This window comes from Rhodococcus sp. IEGM 1409 (assembly GCF_030056735.1).
In the GTDB taxonomy this organism is placed as follows: domain Bacteria; phylum Actinomycetota; class Actinomycetes; order Mycobacteriales; family Mycobacteriaceae; genus Rhodococcus_F.
Window position 1 is genome coordinate 912,152 of sequence record NZ_JASHKN010000001.1, and the last position, 18,417, is coordinate 930,568.

At 61.1% G+C, this 18,417-nt stretch carries 18 protein-coding genes and 1 pseudogene; 8 read left to right on the forward strand and 11 right to left on the reverse strand.

What is annotated here, in order from left to right; genetic code table 11:
- Window positions 1–28 precede the first annotated feature (28 nt).
- On the reverse strand, window positions 29–1,183 hold the full coding sequence (locus tag QM716_RS04520; protein WP_283302628.1) for an alpha/beta hydrolase: 1,155 nt from the start codon (window positions 1,181–1,183) through the stop codon (window positions 29–31).
- Between the two features lie 38 nt (window positions 1,184–1,221).
- On the opposite strand from QM716_RS04520, the gene QM716_RS04525 reads away from it, so the two are divergent.
- The 3 genes from QM716_RS04525 (at window position 1,222) to QM716_RS04535 (ending at window position 3,833) form a co-directional block, all read left to right on the forward strand.
- Window positions 1,222–1,680 carry a DUF5990 family protein gene (locus QM716_RS04525; RefSeq protein ID WP_283302629.1) on the forward strand — a complete coding sequence of 153 codons (459 nt, stop codon included), beginning with the start codon at window positions 1,222–1,224 and terminating at the stop codon, window positions 1,678–1,680.
- A 73-nt stretch (window positions 1,681–1,753) separates the two neighbouring features.
- Window positions 1,754–3,235 carry a flavin-containing monooxygenase gene (locus tag QM716_RS04530; RefSeq protein WP_283302630.1) on the forward strand — a complete coding sequence of 494 codons (1,482 nt, stop codon included), beginning with the start codon at window positions 1,754–1,756 and terminating at the stop codon, window positions 3,233–3,235.
- Window positions 3,236–3,554: 319 nt separating this feature from the next.
- Window positions 3,555–3,833 carry a hypothetical protein gene (locus tag QM716_RS04535; protein WP_283302631.1) on the forward strand — a complete coding sequence of 93 codons (279 nt, stop codon included), beginning with the start codon at window positions 3,555–3,557 and terminating at the stop codon, window positions 3,831–3,833.
- Between the two features lie 50 nt (window positions 3,834–3,883).
- Here the strand turns inward: QM716_RS04535 and QM716_RS04540 are convergent, their stop codons facing one another.
- Together QM716_RS04540 and QM716_RS04545 are read right to left on the reverse strand one after the other, a co-directional pair.
- Window positions 3,884–4,684, reverse strand: coding sequence for an ABC transporter permease (locus tag QM716_RS04540; RefSeq protein ID WP_283302632.1), 801 nt, complete (start codon window positions 4,682–4,684; stop codon window positions 3,884–3,886).
- 49 nt (window positions 4,685–4,733) lie between these two features.
- Window positions 4,734–5,171: a GtrA family protein gene (locus tag QM716_RS04545; protein ID WP_020908979.1), complete on the reverse strand. Its 438-nt coding sequence runs from the start codon at window positions 5,169–5,171 to the stop codon at window positions 4,734–4,736.
- A gap of 141 nt (window positions 5,172–5,312) precedes the next feature.
- On the opposite strand from QM716_RS04545, the gene QM716_RS04550 reads away from it, so the two are divergent.
- The gene (locus QM716_RS04550; protein WP_283302634.1) at window positions 5,313–6,020 is read left to right on the forward strand and encodes a TetR/AcrR family transcriptional regulator; all 708 of its coding nucleotides are present in this window, start codon (window positions 5,313–5,315) and stop codon (window positions 6,018–6,020) included.
- 49 nt (window positions 6,021–6,069) lie between these two features.
- Here QM716_RS04550 and QM716_RS04555 read toward each other — a convergent pair whose 3' ends face one another.
- Window positions 6,070–7,566 (reverse strand): MFS transporter, encoded by a 1,497-nt coding sequence (locus QM716_RS04555; RefSeq protein WP_283302635.1) that lies wholly within the window; start codon window positions 7,564–7,566, stop codon window positions 6,070–6,072.
- A gap of 99 nt (window positions 7,567–7,665) precedes the next feature.
- On the opposite strand from QM716_RS04555, the gene QM716_RS04560 reads away from it, so the two are divergent.
- Window positions 7,666–8,325: a TetR/AcrR family transcriptional regulator gene (locus QM716_RS04560; RefSeq protein ID WP_283302636.1), complete on the forward strand. Its 660-nt coding sequence runs from the start codon at window positions 7,666–7,668 to the stop codon at window positions 8,323–8,325.
- Between the two features lie 10 nt (window positions 8,326–8,335).
- Here QM716_RS04560 and QM716_RS04565 read toward each other — a convergent pair whose 3' ends face one another.
- Both QM716_RS04565 and QM716_RS04570 read right to left on the reverse strand, forming a co-directional pair.
- Window positions 8,336–8,539, reverse strand: a complete 204-nt coding sequence (locus QM716_RS04565; RefSeq protein WP_019745155.1) for a PspC domain-containing protein — start codon at window positions 8,537–8,539, stop codon at window positions 8,336–8,338.
- Between the two features lie 213 nt (window positions 8,540–8,752).
- The gene (locus QM716_RS04570) at window positions 8,753–9,601 is read right to left on the reverse strand and encodes a PGAP1-like alpha/beta domain-containing protein (protein ID WP_283302637.1); all 849 of its coding nucleotides are present in this window, start codon (window positions 9,599–9,601) and stop codon (window positions 8,753–8,755) included.
- Between the two features lie 346 nt (window positions 9,602–9,947).
- Between QM716_RS04570 and QM716_RS04575 the strand changes: the two genes are divergently transcribed.
- Entirely contained in the window at window positions 9,948–10,076 is a 129-nt protein-coding gene (locus QM716_RS04575) for a hypothetical protein (RefSeq protein ID WP_283302639.1), read from the forward strand.
- 128 nt (window positions 10,077–10,204) lie between these two features.
- Here the strand turns inward: QM716_RS04575 and QM716_RS04580 are convergent, their stop codons facing one another.
- On the reverse strand, window positions 10,205–10,807 hold the full coding sequence (locus QM716_RS04580) for a TetR/AcrR family transcriptional regulator (protein ID WP_283302641.1): 603 nt from the start codon (window positions 10,805–10,807) through the stop codon (window positions 10,205–10,207).
- A gap of 71 nt (window positions 10,808–10,878) precedes the next feature.
- Between QM716_RS04580 and QM716_RS04585 the strand changes: the two genes are divergently transcribed.
- Window positions 10,879–11,295 carry a DUF1707 SHOCT-like domain-containing protein gene (locus QM716_RS04585; protein WP_283302642.1) on the forward strand — a complete coding sequence of 139 codons (417 nt, stop codon included), beginning with the start codon at window positions 10,879–10,881 and terminating at the stop codon, window positions 11,293–11,295.
- A 19-nt stretch (window positions 11,296–11,314) separates the two neighbouring features.
- On the opposite strand, the pseudogene QM716_RS04590 reads toward QM716_RS04585, so the two are convergent.
- From QM716_RS04590 to QM716_RS04605, 4 genes and pseudogenes are all read right to left on the reverse strand, one after another.
- Window positions 11,315–12,469 (reverse strand): annotated as a pseudogene (locus QM716_RS04590) (transposase).
- A 513-nt stretch (window positions 12,470–12,982) separates the two neighbouring features.
- Window positions 12,983–14,269, reverse strand: coding sequence for a cation:proton antiporter (locus tag QM716_RS04595; RefSeq protein WP_283302644.1), 1,287 nt, complete (start codon window positions 14,267–14,269; stop codon window positions 12,983–12,985).
- Window positions 14,270–14,404: 135 nt separating this feature from the next.
- Window positions 14,405–15,949: a DUF1254 domain-containing protein gene (locus QM716_RS04600; RefSeq protein WP_283302645.1), complete on the reverse strand. Its 1,545-nt coding sequence runs from the start codon at window positions 15,947–15,949 to the stop codon at window positions 14,405–14,407.
- 187 nt (window positions 15,950–16,136) lie between these two features.
- Window positions 16,137–16,643: a DUF1269 domain-containing protein gene (locus QM716_RS04605; protein ID WP_283302647.1), complete on the reverse strand. Its 507-nt coding sequence runs from the start codon at window positions 16,641–16,643 to the stop codon at window positions 16,137–16,139.
- Between the two features lie 396 nt (window positions 16,644–17,039).
- Between QM716_RS04605 and QM716_RS04610 the strand changes: the two genes are divergently transcribed.
- Window positions 17,040–18,200, forward strand: coding sequence for an AI-2E family transporter (locus tag QM716_RS04610; RefSeq protein WP_283302649.1), 1,161 nt, complete (start codon window positions 17,040–17,042; stop codon window positions 18,198–18,200).
- The last annotated feature ends 217 nt before the right edge of the window (window positions 18,201–18,417 follow it).

The following is an 18,417-nucleotide window of genomic DNA, read 5'->3' on the forward strand; positions in this document are numbered from 1 at the left end:
CACACTGCACAACCACACCACCACAACATCACCTCATCAATCGATCGATGAACTCCATGGTCTGGTCCATCGAAGCGACCGTGGTTTGGCCGTGGCTGATCCCGTTGAGCTCCTGATACTCGAATTGCGTTCCTCGCGTACGCATGTCGAACAGCTGTGCCCAGGTGAGCGCGACAGGAACCGTCGTGTCCGAAAGACTCTGCACCACACGTAGCGGTCGGTCGTACCCGTCGACCGGCACCTGCATCATCTCGCGGAACAGGTCGTACATGCGCTGGGTCCACACGGACCGAGAGAACAACGAGCTCAACTGGATTCGCTCGGCTCGAATTTGTCGGCCGAGATCCCCGGCGCACAGAGATCGCGCCTTTTCCATCCACTCGATTCCCTGTGGCGAGAGAGCCTCACGAACATTCTCTTCGGGTCGTTGATCGTCGATTCCAGCAAGGACATACAGCGCGTAGCCCACTAATCCAGTGATGCCGATGTCGGGAAACAGCGGTCCCCCCAACGGGAACAGACCCTCCATATGTGTGGGGCCTGCAACAACAACCGAGCCGCGGAAATCCAATTCCGGTGCACGAGAGGTGGCCTCGTGTCCCGCGAAGTACGTCGCGTGACCACCTTCGGACAAACCTGCGACCATCCACCGCGGGCTCAGCACGTTCCCGTACAACTCGTGTGCGGCCCGCACGATGTCGACGGCATTCGCGCCGGCGGCATGCCCGTCGAGATACGCCAGTACCCCGTCGGTGCCCAGACCCGAGTAGTCGGTAGCGACAACCGCGTACCCCTGGCCCAACCAGCGTTCGATCGGTTCGATCTCCCCCGGACCGAATCCGGTTGACGAAGGCGCACACTGATCGGCGCTGCCGAGAGTTCCGTGGGCGTAGGAGATGACGGGCCAGCCGCCGGTCGGTGGCGCACCGTCCGGCAGAAACACCGACCCTGACGACTCACCCCACCTGTCGGCAGTTCGCAGGGTCCGATAGACAACTCGCTCCGCTGCACCGGTGCCGACCGGAAGGGTTGCGGCCGAGAGCAGCTCGTGGGATTCCAACGCACCCGCGACTTCCGGTTCGTCCGCCGTCGCCACGGCAACACCTGACACCACCACAAGACTCGACAACAGAATGCTCGCCACCACGGCCGCAACAACGCTTCTACCCGAACGACTCACCACGCCAACCCCTCCCGACCTGTGCAGAGCATGATGTGGATATGCAGATCATCATCACCGGTCACAGCCTGCCCGGACGGAATTGTTCCGAAACCGCAACCTTCGAAGGACGAAGCAATATCCACGTCGGCATCCAGCGGCGGGGCAAGCCCCACGAAATCCTCGATCTCGTACCGGGAGACACCGAGACAGCGCGGTGGGAACTGACAGCGAACCTCGACAGAAAGCCGAGTGCCTGGGACATTCTCGGACCATACATCCAGGGCCCACCGCGCGGACGCTTCATCTATCTGTCCTGGGTGACGGTATCCGAGGACCAGACGTTCGATATGTTCCGGCGCGCAAAGCTGATGCTCGACGCGATCCCCGAGCACGTCATTGACGAGGCCGACGGTTCCGGCGTGCTCCACGGAGATCTCGGACTCACCGACGCCGCAGGTAAACCACTGTGCGCGGCGATCCGGCCGCCGACGATCACATGGACACCCTCGCCTTACTGAGCATCGTTCAGTAGTGTGGTGAACGAACACTTACCCTGCGAGTGACCACGCGATCGATACGGAGTCCGAACTGATGAGCACCGAACACCTCGATGTCCTGATCGTCGGCGCCGGCTTGTCCGGCATCGGTGCTGCGTATCGACTCCAGACCGAACTACCCGGTAAGTCGTACGCAATCCTCGAGGCCCGTGCGAACAGTGGCGGAACCTGGGACCTCTTCAAATACCCCGGTATCCGTTCAGATTCCGACATGTTCACGCTCGGCTACCCGTTTCGCCCGTGGACAGATGCCAAAGCAATTGCCGACGGTGATTCGATCCTCCGGTACGTGCGCGATACCGCTCGCGAAAACGGGATCGACAAGAAGATTCGGTACAACCGGAAGGTGACGGCAGCGTCCTGGTCGTCAGCCGACTCGACGTGGACAGTCACCGTAACGACCGACGGCGAAGACGAAACACTGACCTGCAACTTCCTGTATCTCTGCAGTGGTTACTACAGCTACGAGGGCGGATACACCCCCGATTTCCCCGGACGCGAATCGTTTGCCGGCGAGGTGGTGCACCCGCAGTTCTGGCCCGAGGAACTCGACTACTCCGACAAGAAGGTCGTTGTGATCGGAAGCGGCGCCACCGCAGTCACTTTGGTCCCGACGATGTCGCGGGACGCAAGCCACGTCACGATGCTCCAGCGATCACCGACGTACATTCTGGCGCTGCCGTCCAGCGACAAGGTATCGGATACCATCCGCGCGGTGCTGCCGAATCAACTCGCGCACAGCATCGCTCGATGGAAGAGCGTCGTAGTGAACCTGAGCTTCTACCAGCTGTGCCGACGCAGTCCGGCGCGAGCAAAGAGGCTGCTGAACCTCGCGATCAGTCGCCAACTCCCGGAAGGGATCCCACTCGAACCTCACTTCACACCCACCTACGATCCCTGGGACCAGCGCTTGTGCGTCGTACCGGACGGCGATTTGTTCAAAGCCCTCCGATCCGGCAAGGCTTCGATCGAGACCGATCACATCGACACCTTCACGGAGGCCGGGATTCGGCTCGTGTCAGGACGCGAACTCGAAGCTGACATCATCGTCACTGCAACAGGATTGAAGATGGAAGCGTGCGGCGGAATGTCGATCGAGGTGGATGGCGAACCCGTCGCCCTCGGTGATCGTTACGTCTACAAGGGCACGATGATCAGCGACGTACCGAACTTCGCGATGTGCGTCGGATACACCAATGCCTCGTGGACTCTGCGAGCCGATCTCACGTCTATGTACGTGTGCCGACTAGTGACCGAGATGGACAAGCGCGGCTACTCGAAGTGCGTGCCGCACGCGACCGAAGACATGGACCAGCGGCCGATCCTGGATCTGGCGTCGGGGTACGTCATGCGCGCGGTTGAACAGTTCCCGAAGCAGGGATCGAAGTCACCGTGGAACATGCGTCAGAACTACATCCTCGATCGTCTTCACTCGACGTTCGGAAGCATCAACGACCACATGACGTTCTCGAAGGCACCAGCTCGAAATTCGAACCTGGTACCGAGCAAAAGTTGATCGGCGCCCGCACGACCAGGTAAAGCAGTCGGGCAAATCCACCAATCGATCCGAGAACAAAAAACACGCCCGAACCCGCGACGACGGCACAGAGCGCACCCAGGACGATGATCGTCGACGCCTCGATCATCCGACCGGCGGACTCCGATCCGAGAACGTGTATTTCATCAACTCCTTCGTCCATAAAGCTATTTTCAACCAACCGTCCAGCCGGTTTGTAGGGACTTTAGTCACGAGTCGGGTCAAAATAGACTCATAATTGCAGGTCAAGCGTTCAGTTGGCGATCCCTGTCGGGCGATTCTCAGACTGTTCCCTGGTGTGCGCATCACAGAAAGTGGAACCAATACCGGGGGACACAATGAAGGTGAGGCAACAGGGATGGTCGGCAACAGCGTCTTGCGCGAATGCCTGGACGATCCACGAATCGACACCGTCGTAACCGTCGGCCGCAATTCGTCCGGTGCAACTACCCCGAAGATCGTCCACATCGTTCACCGCGACCTGCTCGACTACCGACTACACCCGCGTCACACTTGCCGCCGCCACAACGCTGTCGCGCTTGAACCCGCAGATGATGTTCGTCTTCGTGTCCGGTGAAAGCGCCGACTCCACCGAAACCAGTAAGACCATGTGTGGCACGAGCTCTGCTATCGGCCGTGTCCTGCGCAGCGACAAGATCGACGAACTCGCGCAGGCCTGACAGCCCTTCCCCGAAATACGAAACCGCGGGCAACGAGTTCCAAAGCCACAGCTACAGCGCAGGTTTGCGCCAACAACAGCCCTGCCAGGACAAGAACCTGCACCGCACCGGCTTGAACGGCTGATCCCGTCGCAAGCAGAACCCCGACAAAAGCGCCGGGCAAAGTCACGAGGCCGACGGTGCGGGTCTGGTCGACTCCGGGCAACAGGGCGTCGGACGCGGCGATACGGGCGACTTCCCACCGTGCATCGCGTTGCGAGAAACCCAGGCTCAGTGCGGCTTCCACTTCGCCGAAACGATCGTCGACGGCGTCGAGTCCGCGTTTGGCTGCCATCGACGTCGCTGTCATAGCGCCGCCCAAGACAATTCCGCCGATCGGTACCAGAGCGACGCCCTCGACCGGAACCACTCCGGACAGCAGCATCAACGGCACCACCACACCGATTCCCGATGCCAACGCGACGGTCAGCCACACTCCGGAAGTTCCTGCGTCGGAGCGTCGTGCAGCGGTGAAGGACGCCGCAGCGAACATGCCGACGAGCACGAGGAGGGCTGACCAGATGTGAGCCAATGCCGCGGCAAGGATCAACGAAATAGCAGCCAATTGAAGGGCGCCGCGTGCGAGCGCGCCGGGAACTACCCGAATGCTGCCGAGGTGAGCGAATCGGTAGACGAGTGTGGCCACGAGCGCCATGACAATACAGAGCACAGCCAGACGGACGCCGGAGTCGGCTATCGAAAGGCTCATGGGTCACAGTGTTCCCTACGAACCAATTCGATCCGAACTCGAGAACCGCTCAGAAAACCCAACCGCGAAGTGCGACAAACCGCAGACCGCCGACAATTCCGCTCACTGCGATCACAAGGCCCGCTTGAAGAAGTCCGTCAGCACCGGGCAACAGGAAGCCGAGCGCACTGATGGCAGCCGAACTGGCGATCAAACCGACCAGTGCAAGCCCACCACCTTCCCACTGTGCAGTGAACCAGTTGACGCGATCCGCGGCGTGGAAGGTGAGTCGGCGATGCAGCTCGTTCGCAAGGATGGTGCTCAAGACTGCACCTACAGCGTTGGCGACCAACGCTCCGTCACCGCGCAAGGCCAGGAAAGCGGCGAAGTAGAGAATGTTGCTGGCTCCGCCGACGAGGGCAAAACGAACGAGCTGGGCAAAGGCACCGTCTCCGGCAAGGGCGCGAAGCCTCGTTGCCGCAAAACCCGCGCTCCGCGTACCCACCATCGAGATCGGATTGCTCCCGACCCAGATGTCAGACGTGCTCATATCGGCTTCTCTCGTACGGACAATCGGAACCACACGTTCCGCTTAGCAATATAACACTAACGGAATCAATCATTCCGCTTAGTGCCGTAGACTGTGAGGATGCCGACAACCCACCCCGACGCTTCTCGTGCGGGGACCTCGGCCGACTGCTCACAGCCGCGCCTTCGGTCCGACGCCAAGGCCAACCTCGAACGGATTCTCAACTCCGCCCGCGAGGTGTTCGCGGCCCAAGGACTGGACGCCACTCTTGCCGATGTCGCGAAGCACGCGGGCGTCGGCGTCGGCACTGTCTATCGGCGGTTCGCCAGCAAGGACGAGCTGATCCAGGCCCTGTTCGACACACGGTGCTCCGAGATCGAAACGATCGCCGCCACCGCCCGCGAGATGCCCGACGCCTGGGAAGGTCTTGTCTACTTCCTCGACGTGATCTCCCTGCGCATGGCGGACAATCGCGGATTCGGCGATCTCCTGATGGACGGGCGCTTCGCGTCCGACACCTTCGCTCGCGCGCGTGCGGGAATCGCCCAACACACCGCAGCGCTTGTCAATCATGCCAAGGAACAGGGCACCCTGCGCAGCGACTTCGAAGTCAACGACATTCCGCTTCTCATGCAGGTCGTCAAGATGGCCCAGAAGTTCGGCGGCGACGAAGCCCCTCAGGCGTACCGCCGCGCACTCGGGTTCATGATCGACGGACTCTGCGCGTCCCGCAGTGGCCATCGAGAACTCCCCGTCCCGGCGCTGTCCTCCGAACAACTCGACCACGTCCTTCATCGGTTTCAAGCATCACCCGAGAAGAACTGCTGACTCGATTTCGGGGTCGACGCCGGTACGGCGTCGACCCCGAAATCTGCTGTCAGTGGGCGATTACCGGCTCACCTTCCGGCGAATCGGGAAGCAGTCCACTCCGAAGAACCAGTCCGGTCAACACTGCACCGACCGCGAAAATACCTGCTGCCCAATAGAACGTCGTGGTGTAGCTCTCGACGGCAGCCTGTGCCTGAGTGAGCGGATTCATCTCGCGGCCCACCAGGTAGTTGGTGGAAGCCGAGGCAGCAATCGTGCTGAGCAGTGCGGTACCGATCGAGCCGCCCACCTGCTGCATGGTGTTGACGGTGGCAGATGCGACGCCGGCATCTTCGTGATGCACGCCGGAGGTTGCGCCTTGCATGGACGGCGCAAAGATGCTGCCCATTCCGAGTCCGGTAACAACGAGGCCCGGGAGGATATGGACGGCATAGGTGCTGTCCACGGAGATCTGGGCCAGCAGTGTCATTCCGATCGCCGCGATGACCATTCCGCTCACGATCAGCACGCGCGGACCAACCCGAGGCAGCAGGACGGCTGTCGAAAGCGTTGCTGCCGTAACGATTCCGAACACCATCGGCATGAATGCGAGACCGGTCATGATCGGGCTGTAGCCGAGGATCAGCTGCATGTAGTACGTCAGGAACAGGAAGACCGCGAACATTCCTGCGCCGGAAAGGAAGATCGCGAGATACGAGCCCGCCCGGATTCGGTCGAGGACCACCCTCAAAGGAAGGAGCGGATGCTCGGACTTGGTCTGCCAGTAAATGAACGCCACCATGAACACGACGCCGGCAGCGAGCCACGAAATGGTAGGAGTTGCACTCCAACCGTCCGATTCGGCCTTCGAGAAACCGAAGACGATGCTGAACAAGCTGATCGACACCAGGATCGTTCCGGGGATGTCGAGCTTGGGCCGCGAGTCACTGGTGTGCGGCGCGAGCAACAGGACTGCTCCGACCAATGCGATTGCCGCGAAGAAGAGGTTCACGAAGAGGCACCAGCGCCAGTCGACCCACTCGGTGAGCGCTCCGCCGAGCAACAGTCCGATAGCGCCGCCGCCGCCGGCAACGGCGCCGAAGATACCGAAAGCCTTTGCGCGCTCACCCGGATCCGTGAATGTCACGGACAGCAGAGACAGCGCTGCCGGAGCAAGGAGCGCACCGAAGACACCCTGACCCGCACGAGCGGCAACAAGCATTTCGAAGTTGGCGGCTGCGCCACCGATGGCGGAAGCGACTGCGAAGCCGATCAGGCCGACGATGAAAGTTCGCCTGCGCCCGAACAAGTCGCTCAATCGACCGCCGAGTAGCAGCAAGCTGCCGAACGCCAATGCGTATGCCGTGATGATCCACTGGCGGTCCGAATCACCGAACTCCAGTGAGCGCTGCGCAGCAGGCAGCGCGATGTTGACGATGGTGGCATCCAAGACCACCATCAACTGCGCAATTCCCAGAACCGCGAGAACCAGCCACCGCTTTGCGTGGTTGTCCCCTGAAGGCGCTGAGGACTGCTCGAATTCAGTCCGTTCAGCAATGTCTGACATAGTCCCTCGCCCAACCTATGCGGAGATGGCTTCTCCGGTTAGCAAAAACGCTACACGAAAACGGAGGTGTTGTCTCCACTTGACGGGTAGAGTGGGGACATGAGTACCGCAATGGGGCGCCCACTTCGCGCTGACGCTGCACGTAATCGGCAGTTGATCATCGATGCCGCGCGTGAATTGTTCGCCGAAGAAGGGATCGACGTCACACTCGACGACGTCGCCCGGCGCGCGGGTGTCGGCGTAGGAACCGTCTATCGGCGGTTCGCGAGCAAGGAAGAATTGATCGACGGCGTCTTCCAACAGAACTTCGCCGACATGGCGGCGGCCGCGGACGCGTCACTTGCCAATCCGGACCCGTGGGACGGACTTGTCACCTTTGCCGAATTCGCCTGCAGCCGTATGTCGGTCAACCGCGGGCTCAAAGACGTCCTGAACGGAACCGACGAGGGATGCGAGCAAGTCGCATGTCAACGCTCCATCATCGAACCGTCGGTCGAGAGGATCTTCTACCGGGCCCAGGACGCCGGGATGCTGCGCCCCGACGCCGTACCGACGGACCTGTTCGGCCTCATCTTCATGGTGGGCGCGGTCACCGAATTTGCCCAGCCCGTCAACCCGACCGTGTGGCGCCGGTACCTCTCGGTGATGCTCGACGGTCTACGCACCGAGGGCTTGCACCGTGACGCACTCCCCCTTCCTCCGCTGAGTTCGGAGGAATTGCACGAGGCCAAGCAATGCCTGAAAGACCGCCGCCGTTGAACGGTTTCGGTCAGATCTGCTCACGAGGAATGAAAATCCACATCACGATGTAAATCAGAAACTGCGGGCCGGGCAGCAGGCAGGAGAGCACGAAGAGCAAGCGGACCGTCGACGACTTCCACCCGAAGTATCGTGCGATCCCGGCGCAGACCCCACCGAACATCGCGCCGGAGCGAGCTCGAGTGAGTTTGCGGGTCTTCATCGGCGAAGTCATGTTTCGTGTCCCTTCAATAGATCTCGCGGACTACCCGCGTCGGATCTCGCGGACTGTCCGCTCGACTTCCACTATCCGCCGCCGGGGCACTTACGCGCATCAGGCCATGGACCCATCTTTTCCGGCCGCGGTACATACCCAGGTACCAGTCTGTCCCCACGTCGGACTCAGGGTTATCCCCCACACCTCGGCCTCACACCTCAGCCTCACACCTCAGCGAGGGAACAGACGCCGAAGTCGTTTCGGTGCCGCGAAGGGTTGCCAGTTGTCGACGTCCTGCGCCAGTCGGTCGGCGACCGTCCACAACGCCGACGGGTTGTGGGTCAACCCCATGTGACTGCCTTGCACCGCAACGCTTTCCGATAGTCCGGACGTGGTTTCACAACATGCTTGCCACGGAACGATACCGTCATGCCTCGAGTAGAGAGACGTGGCAGGAACCGAAATGGGCGGTCCCTGTTCGGATTCGATGCCGTCGACCGGAGGCAGTATGGCGTGGTTACCGGACAAGCGAGAGTAGAGCGATCCGACTCTCGTCTGCTCCAGACTGGTGAGAGCGAAAGGACTTCCGAGCGTGACCACCTGACGCACCGAATCGGGCAGGTCCCTCGCCAACTTACGAGCATAGATACCGCCCAGACTCCAGCCGATCACCGACACCTTCTGCTCGTATCGATCTGCCACCTCAGCCAATGCGGCAGGCAATCCGTCGACCACCATCGCAGTCGGGCCGGTATTGACGCCTAGATTCCAGCCGTGAACCCTGTACCCGAGGAAACTCAGGTACGCCCTCAAGGCAAGAGTCGACACGTCCGATGTCAGCAATCCGGGGAGAACGAGGACTGGGTGCCCGTCTCCACGCGGTGATCGAAGCAACCAAGGAGCCGCGAGAAGCAGTGATGCGATGTCGACCAGTCCGCGCGTCGGCTCGCTCAGACACATCGCCAAAGATGGGGGACCCGGAACGAGTGGGTTGACTTCACGAATCAGCGCCGATCCCTGCGCCCATTCGAATTCAGTTTCCGCGAAATCAATCGCAGAGACTTCCGCAACTACGGACACCTGTACTCCTGTCGGCCGGTGCCCTGATGGGGGCGGTTCCGCGGGCTGTGTGCTCAACCCGCGGAACCTTGTCCTCGTCCACCACCGGTAGCGAACAGGACCCGTTCTGCCCACAGATTCGTGGCCAACTGCCTCTCGACCCCACAAATGCTGTGTGATGCAGAACACTAGTTTTGGATACGTTGCATCTACGTTGCGTACATGTTTCGTACCGCCGAAGGAGAATCTCAATAGGTTTTGTCAAGCGCGGCCGTAGTCCGTTCCTCTCGGACGGAGCCGAGGGCTACGCAGGTCCGAAGGACTCCACCACGCCCGCGTTGAGCCAAGTCCGTCAAGGACGGCCGTCATGTCGGGCACACTCCCGACGCGCGGCGAACTGTTCGTAGCGACGCTGGTTGACGGCGTCCGCCCGATCGGCGTTCTCGCTGGAGGCAGCAGATTCGAAGCGGTCGAACTCCTCATCGCACTCGAATAGATACCCGTCGCCCCGAAGTTATTCGAACGAAAGAGCGCACTGCGAGGGAGCATCTCGAGTTGAGGTTGGAGCATCTGCTGCAACGAAATTCGGACATTCGCCGCAACTTGATCGTGGTACTCGTGTGGCTAGGCATCGGCTCCAGGGCATGGAAGGAGTCGTTTGAGTGCAACGTCCAATGCGGCCACCGCCTCCAGTTCCCTGTCCTGGTCGTACAGCATCGTCAGCGCGAGACCGTCGCTCAGTGCAATCAGTGCATCGGCCGTAGCAGAAGATTCGACGTCTGCAGACAGAGCTCCTTCTCGCTGGCCCTGAGCGAGATACCCGGTGAGTGCTGTCCGAATTTCCTTGTCGACTGCGATAGCAGCTTCCGAATAGGACCGGTGCCCGATCGCTCGGACTGAAAATTCCGCCCAGATTCGGGTTTCCGCTCTTCGTTCGGGGTCGAGTGGAAGCGTGGCGAGCAACCAACTCCGTACTACGTCGACCAGGTCTCCGGTGCGATCGACTGAAAGCATCCTCGCTTGCACCCGTTCACCCACGAGTTGCATTGCGAATTCGAGCATTTCGTCCTTGGTGCGGAAGTACTTCTGGATTGCGCCGACGGAACAGCCGGCACGTTGAGCGACTGCTCGGATGTTTGCTCCTGCGAGGCCTTCGTCGGCGATCAATTCCAGCAGCATGTTTCCGACGTGTCGCCGTCGCGCGGTGGGGTCGTATGTTCGGGGCACAGTATCCAGCATAGAATACGAATGTATTCTATGCTGGATACTGTCAGTTGCGACGAACGGAGTACGAAAAAATGTCCGAATACACGCCAACTCGTCGAGCTACCGATACAGAGCGCCTCGACGCAACACGTCATCTGACGGACGCCTTGACCAGGGGCGCCTTGGACGGCGAGGAATACCACGACCGGATCGAACTCGTCAACAGCGCTCGGTCGATCGACCAGGTCACAGCCACGCTGGTCGACCTACCTCCCTTGCTGCCCGCCTCCCCCGCGAGCGAGGAACGTAAGAGAGACGATCTACGAGAGTGGCTCAACGAGTGGCAGTACTGGCTGGGCGGTTCGGTGCTGATGGTTGGCATCTGGGGAGTGCAGAGTTTCATGGACGGATCTGCGATCAGATTCTGGCCGGGAGTTCCTATCGGAATATGGGCTGTCGTGCTGATCGCGTGCGTATTCTGGCCGAGCGACGACCACGAAAGTAGTTGACCAGGAAAAGGTATCGACGCTACTCGGTGATCGCCCCGCTTGCGGCCGCTGCCACAAGGTCCGGTCCCGGCTGGTAGACCGCGTTGTCGCGGAGCATCGCGCACAGCACATTCAACCGGCGCCGCGCCAACGCAAGAACCGCCTGCGTATGACGCTTCCCTTCCGCACGTTCCGATTGTAGAAGACCTGCGACTGCGCACTGTGCCGAAAACTGAGCTGCGCAGACAGATAGAACGCACGTAACAACCTGCGGTCGAATCGGCGCGACGATGAAGATTCCCACTGATCCGACCAGAATCACGCGGCATCGGCGGGCAAGGAGTTCGGCACCGAGCAACGGCCCGAGCCCAGGCATCGATTCGATCACTTCCGCATGCCTGTGCCGACGGAACCGCTCCTCGATCGAGGAATCCAACTCCCGCAGTTCAACATTCAGATTCAAAATCTGATGCGCCAGCCTACCGACCGTCGATGCTGCGACATCTTGCCCGGCCACCCGCACCAACTGCATGTTTGCAGCCTCGATCGCAGCATCAGCAATCCGCGGGGCGTTGTATGCCTTCTTCTTCCGCAACCACGCTTCCAACTTCGCCCGGCCAATTTTCCGTAGTCCGTCGGGGGTTTGATAGCCGGTCAGCAGGATCAACCCGCCCGCGGAGTTTCGTACATCGAGAGCACGCTCGAGCGCCGGGAAATATCCGGTCAGCAGTGCTCGGAGCCGGTTGATTGCCCGGGTCCGATCTCGCATCAGATCCGTGCGACGAGAGGTCAGGATCTTCAACTCCACACTGATCTCATCGTCAACCCGCATCGGGTGCAAATCACGGCGCATCCGCGCCTGATCAGCAATGATCGCCGCATCTTTCGCATCGGTCTTGCTGTCACCGCGATAGCCAGTGGCGGCGTGGTAAACGATCCGGCCAGGCAAATACAACAACATCTGATCTCGGTCTGCGAGCAACGCAATCAGCAGTCCCGCACCGCCGCTGTTGAGGTCCACCACCCACTTCACCACGCCGCCACCGGACAACTCGAGGACATCGTCGACGAGCGTCGTCAGATCTGCTTCGTCGTTGGCGACCCGACGCGAGAGCAATCGCGTACCGTCACTGTCGATCACCACGCAGTGGTGATGTCCTTTACCTGCGTCTATACCTGCCCAGAGTTGCCTCATGCGCTCCCCTTCGGTCGGTTGTCGAGTCGGCTGATAAGCCTGGTGGACGACCTCTCCGTCGTGTCCTTACACAGCGATATCGTTCGCGTCTCTCAATGAGCGGTCGAGTCGTCGAGAACACCGGGCGGCCATTCTCCTTCAGCCATGCGCACAGCAAGGAAACAAACAGAACGCTTTTACAGAACGGAGCGAAGCGGAGTTCTCTTCGGGGACACCGCAGGTGGCCGGGCAGCCGGGCAGGCGGATGCAGTGCATGATCCGACCGGTTTGAGTGCCGAGCCTTCACGCCCTAAACGGAAGCGGTAAGCAGCAATTCATTCATAACGCGGAGTTGTCGACAACATTTCGCATGGCTACGACGTCCTCGCGATGACAATGTCAGGACACTGGGGCGGACCTCGTCTGCGATGGGGCGATATAGGGGCCCGCGGGATCGCCGTTGGAGGTCGAGCGTGAACTCGACCAGCCGGTTGGGAAACCGTCATACAGCCTGCAGCGCGGGCAGTTTCCGCGTTACTGAGCCTTACGACCTGTCGCGGGATCCGGCGAATCAGTGACCTCGTTCGATGAGGACTCGAGTGGATGGTGCCCTAGTCGGGGATGGTTTTTGCTCCATGCGGAGTAGCGGGCGGCCAGCGGCGCGGCAGTGACGCCGTGAACGAGGACTGACAATCCGATCGTGATGATCGCGGTGGTCAGGAGTATGTCCTCGTGCGGCAGTTCGCCAGGCTCCTCGAGTATCAAGATCACGAAAACTATGGTGGCCAGCCCACGCGGCCCGAACCAGCCGAGAAATGCGACGGTCGGAATCCTCGCGTGCAGGCCGACAAGTGAGATCGCCACCGGCACGAGCCGCACGACGGTCAGGCTGGCCACCGCATAAACAAGCACCTGCCACGAGAGATGTCCGAGCGCCGGGCCGAGCATCAGCGCTCCGAAGACGGTGAAGGTCACCGAATTCGAGAGATCGCCGAGTTCCTCGATCAGATGCGAAACCTCCCCGCCCGCTCGTCGTCGGATCGTCCCGAACGTCAGACCTCCGATGAAAGCTGCGATGAAACCCGAACCTCCAACCGGAACGGCCACGGTGTACGCAAGTGCGGCTGCGGCCACCGGCACGATCTGCCGCCACAAGGGATCGATGGTCCATCGTCGGGCGCCGAGCAAAATGACTGCTGCTGCGATCGCACCGATGACGAGTCCGGCCGCGGCGCCGTAACCGATCTGCTCGCCGACCAGGCGGAGTGCAGTTCCGCCCCCGATTGCGCCCGACTCGGCGCGGGCGATCGCGAAGACGATCAGGAACAACGGCACGCAGATACCGTCGTTGAGCCCGCTTTCGACATTGAGGCCCTGCCGTACCCGCGTCGGAAGACCGGGAAGGGTCACGACGGCCTTTCCGAGTGCAGCGTCGGTCGGCGCGAGAATGACCGCGAGCAGTAGCGCTTCTGGAACCGCGAAGTCGCCGAACACCAGCAGTGCGATTCCGAAACCTGCGGCAATGGTCAAAGGAAGACCTATGCCGAGGAGTCGGCGGGGGACGGCGATCTGCTGCCGTAGCGCGGAGAGGTCGACGCGGGATGCGTCGACGAACAACACCAGTGCAAGGGTGACCTCGGCGAGTAGCTTGACCGTCTCTCCCGCGACGTCCGCCTCGATCAGTCCGGCCCCGCGCAGGCCGAGCAGCAGACCTGCAGCGGTGAAGATGATCGGCGCCGTGAGCGAAGTTCCGGCGACTCGCCCGGATATCGCGGAAAACGCAATCAGGATGGCCGCGATCGCAGGAACAGCCCAGGTCATAGCACCCCAACCGTCCCAGGCCGAGGAGGCAGCGTGCTATCCGCGGATACTGCCGGCGCTATCGTGTTTCGCGGTTTTGGTACAACACGATAGAGATCGCTCGACATGAGGGCACCTTCGCTCAACCAGCAGGTTTTACGTCGGTTCGATCTCGCTGGGGCGCCAACTCTTGTCGAAGTACGTCGCCAACGGGCTGTACAGACGCAAGATCACGAAGAATCCTTTGTCCGGGTCACTTTGGATCCAGTTTCCGTCTCCGACACCGTCGGGTTGTTCGGGCCCGAAATACACGGTGGTTGTTCCATCGGAGTCGGCCACCGCCGACGGTGACGGGTAGCTTTGGCTGCCGACCCGAGGGAAGCGTTGAGGTGTCTGCAACATCGACCGGGTTTGGTTGTCGTACAACGTTAACGACCAGAACCGGGCCGCAGGAATATCGGGCGGCAACGTCATCTTGTACGATTTCGCTCCATCGAAGTAGGCGTTGTCGGTGCCGGTGAAGGCGACCAGGTATTGCGATCCGATGCCGGTCAGTCGCATACACATCGCCGGGGAGATTCCGGTGTATCCGTAGAAGAACAGCGTCCGCACGTTCAGTTTCTTCGCGCCGCCGGGCGGGACGGGATCGATGCCGTGCTCGGTGACCATCGGCGGCGGCGTCTCGAAGGTATATCCGCCGGGGAAGAGCATGTTGGTCCATGCCGAGTCCGGGTAGTACCGCACACCTTCCGACTCGCGGGCCTCGAATAACACTGCGCGGGCGCTCGCGTGGCCCACTGCGGCGGCCTCGTCCAGGATTGTGCGCATCCGCTTGTCCGGGGTGAAAGGTTGCCCCTTGACGATGCCGATTGCGGCCAACTGTCCCTGGGTTTCGGCGTCGGTGGCAGTGGCGGGTTCGTCCTGGACCATAGCGTTGAGCAGTTCGTAGAACCCGAAATCGGACGGTGGGATCGTGTTGAACGCTTTACCGCTGCCCTCGACGAATCGCGTTTCGGGGATCTCGGCGGAAGTGCCGGGGGGAACCTTCCCCTCCAAAAGGGTTGCGACGCTGGTCCCGTACCCACCCGGCGTGTAGGGGTAGACCTTCAGTCGGTCCTTGATCACCGCGACCGTCGGCTTCGGATCGTTCTCCTGAAGGAATGACCGGCCGAGCATCAGGGCGCGGTTGGTGCCCGAATGTCCGACGTGGAATCCGCTGTCGGGCAAGGGGCCGTCGTAGTCGGGAGGTACGAGCAGGAATTTGCCGCCTTCACCGCGGTCGGGGCCGGGGAGACCGAAGTCGATGATCCAGTGGAACCACATGTCGTCGAAGATGCCCAGTGCCATCGGTGGTGTCTCGACCACCATCGGTCCGTTACCGAGATCGATGAACGCGATGTAGTAGACGGTGTCGGCGTTGGCGGTCAGGAAGAGAGATTGTGAGTCCATCAGTTCGGAGAAGATCAGGATCGAGTTGTCCTCGACACCGACGTCGAGGAGCCCTTTCCTGAGCGCCCGTGTCGAGGCACCCTGAAAGGCATTGAGGTAGACGTTCACCCCGTGAAGAAAGTCGAGATTGTCGTATAGATTCTCGACGGTCTCTTTCGAGGGCGCGCCGTCGGTGAACTCCATCGTGCCGAGCCTGGTCTTCAGACGGTCGGGCGCTGAGATCGAGTCCAAAACTTTCCGGTCGATGGACATCTGACGGTTCCTTCCGTTCGCGATGACTCTCGTGAGGCGATCCCCAGCTCATCAACTCGAACTTTTCGCTGTCTCCAGTGAGGGTGCATCACCTGTCTCGGGTGAGTAGAGCCTGGAATCCGGATGGACGGCGCGCTGCCCAACCTGTCCGTGACGATTGCCGTCCGGGGTAGATCCACATCCGCCCCTACATTTCCTTCAATGCCTCCTCCAGGGCCTGGTCAATGTCCTTGGGGTCAATGCCGAGGTCCGCGGCGGTCTCCTTCTCGGCTCTGGTCACGGCCTTTCTGATTGCTTCCTTGACCTTTCCTTCGCCCACGACGACGAGGCCGGCTTGGCCGGGATCGATGAAGTTGCCCAGTTCCTTGACGTCCGACCGTGACATGCCCTTGGCGAGATGACCGCTCACACCGCCGACGACACCGCCGAGAGCCGCCGTTGCGAGGACTGCGGGCGGGAAGATCAGGCCGAGCGCTGCACCAGCGGCAACACCACCCCAGGCGCCGTGTCGAGTAGCTGTCTCGTCCTTGTTCGCGTGCACTTTCCCGTTGGCGTCCTTGGTGACGACGGCTGCGTCATACGAGCCGACCAGGCCTCCCTCGTGCAGGTCCTTGACGACCTCGTAGTCGCTTCGGGCCGCATCCTCGTTCGGATACGTTGCGACGTAGACGAATGTTGCGTTGTTCTCACTCATGGTGATTCTCGCTTCCGGCGTTCGCGCAGTCGGTCGACCACGAAATCCAGCCTGCCCAGCCGGGCGCCGGCCGGTCCTCACCCGTGCAGGATGATCTCGGGTCGCAGACTCATCGATCGACGGAGGATCGACCGTCGTCCCGGAAGGACCGGCTGGTGCAGGCGCGGTGCACCGTCTAGCGCAATCCATCGCCGGGGAGATGCGGCGGGGGTGCTCCCCTCATCTGCAACGGGTGAGACGGCATTGACTCGGAAATCCTAAACTCGAGCTCTCGAGAGACCGAAAGCCCTGTCCTCGGTCATGATTGCCGCGCCCGAGCGCCCTTTTGGGGGTTCGCATGACAGCCACCCCTGGCGTTCGATCGTTGCCGGTCAGCAACGACGAGAGTAGGTAGCGATGCACCCGGTATCCGCGTCGACGGCGAGCGTTCCCACATGGTCGATGCCGCGCGCGGTGATCGTGCTTCTCGGCGGGGCAAGCCTGATTGTCACCCTCGCCGGAATGAAAGTGTTCGCCGAGATCATCGGCCCGGTGTTTCTCGCGCTGATACTCACGGTTGCGGTGCAACCGATCCCGAACGCGCTGCGACGCCGCGGGTGGCCGGGATGGCTCGTCCTGGTTGTCGCGATTCTGGCCGTGTGGGGGATTCTCCTGTTCCTCGTCCTCGCCCTGGTGTTCTCGATCGCGCAACTCTCGACGCTTCTTCCGGAGTACTCGGACAAGTTCGACGAACTCGTCGGCAACGTGCAGTCCGAGCTGCGATCGCACGGCATCGGCTCGGACCAAGTGCAGCAGATGTTCGCCAATATCGACATGTCCAAGGTGAAGGACCTGCTCGCTTCGATTCTCCACAGCACACTCGCGGTGTTCTCGAACTTGTTCTTCGTGTTCGCCCTTCTGCTGTTCATGTCCGTCGACGCGGCCACATACACGTGGCGGCTGAACACGCTGAATCGGACACGTCCGGACATTGCGTCGTCGTTCACGAACTTCGCGCACGGCACGCGTAGCTATCTCGCGGTTTCGACCTTCTTCGGGTTGATCGTCGCGATACTCGACGGGGGCGCGTTGTGGCTGATGGGGATCCCGTTGCCGATTCTGTGGGGGCTGCTCTCGTTCATCACCAACTACATTCCAAACGTAGGCTTCGTCATCGGCCTCATCCCGCCGGCACTGTTGGCCCTCCTCGACGGCGGTCCGGCATTGATGTTCTGGGTCATCGTCGTATACAGCACGATCAACGTGATCATCCAATCGGTGATTCAACCCAAGTTCGTCGGCGACGCCGTCAATCTGACGGTGACGCTGACATTCCTCTCTCTGGTGTTGTGGTCATGGATCCTTGGTCCGCTGGGCGCGATCCTGGCAGTGCCGTTGACACTGTTCTGTAAAGCGATGCTGGTGGATATCGATCCCGCGACGCGTGGGTTACAGGTTCTGATCACCAGCACGGTGAAACCCGATGACGGCTCACCGGCAGAAGACGACCCACCGGCAGAAGATGCACCGGCCGAGCAGGCCGTTGTCGCAAAGCCGGATGACGAGGCAAACCCGTGAGGACCGAGGCCGGTCACGCTCGACGTGTCCGGCGTCCGATCACTGACAGGTCTGCTCACTCCGCCCTTGCGCGACCTCGGTAAGTTTTATGCATAAAAAATTGTTGTGCCACAACGTGTATGAAATGGTGCGAAAGTCACCTCGGTTCGATGCCTTGCCCGCGCAGACGGTTCCGCGTGCGGAGCGGATCGCCGGGGCATCGTGGCATCCCGCCGCG

Bases quoted from the DNA above. Each gene is read 5' to 3' on its own strand.
- QM716_RS04525 (WP_283302629.1), top strand. From the start codon at position 1,222: ATGCAGATCATCATCACCGGTCACAGCCTGCCCGGACGGAATTGTTCC.
- QM716_RS04530 (WP_283302630.1), top strand. From the start codon at position 1,754: ATGAGCACCGAACACCTCGATGTCCTGATCGTCGGCGCCGGCTTGTCC.
- QM716_RS04540 (WP_283302632.1), bottom strand. From the start codon at position 4,684: ATGAGCCTTTCGATAGCCGACTCCGGCGTCCGTCTGGCTGTGCTCTGT.
- QM716_RS04545 (WP_020908979.1), bottom strand. From the start codon at position 5,171: ATGGTGGGTACGCGGAGCGCGGGTTTTGCGGCAACGAGGCTTCGCGCC.
- QM716_RS04550 (WP_283302634.1), top strand. From the start codon at position 5,313: ATGCCGACAACCCACCCCGACGCTTCTCGTGCGGGGACCTCGGCCGAC.
- QM716_RS04555 (WP_283302635.1), bottom strand. From the start codon at position 7,566: ATGTCAGACATTGCTGAACGGACTGAATTCGAGCAGTCCTCAGCGCCT.
- QM716_RS04560 (WP_283302636.1), top strand. From the start codon at position 7,666: ATGAGTACCGCAATGGGGCGCCCACTTCGCGCTGACGCTGCACGTAAT.
- QM716_RS04565 (WP_019745155.1), bottom strand. From the start codon at position 8,539: ATGACTTCGCCGATGAAGACCCGCAAACTCACTCGAGCTCGCTCCGGC.
- QM716_RS04575 (WP_283302639.1), top strand. From the start codon at position 9,948: ATGTCGGGCACACTCCCGACGCGCGGCGAACTGTTCGTAGCGACGCTG.
- QM716_RS04585 (WP_283302642.1), top strand. From the start codon at position 10,879: ATGTCCGAATACACGCCAACTCGTCGAGCTACCGATACAGAGCGCCTC.
- QM716_RS04595 (WP_283302644.1), bottom strand. From the start codon at position 14,269: ATGACCTGGGCTGTTCCTGCGATCGCGGCCATCCTGATTGCGTTTTCC.
- QM716_RS04600 (WP_283302645.1), bottom strand. From the start codon at position 15,949: ATGTCCATCGACCGGAAAGTTTTGGACTCGATCTCAGCGCCCGACCGT.
- QM716_RS04605 (WP_283302647.1), bottom strand. From the start codon at position 16,643: ATGAGTGAGAACAACGCAACATTCGTCTACGTCGCAACGTATCCGAAC.
- QM716_RS04610 (WP_283302649.1), top strand. From the start codon at position 17,040: ATGCACCCGGTATCCGCGTCGACGGCGAGCGTTCCCACATGGTCGATG.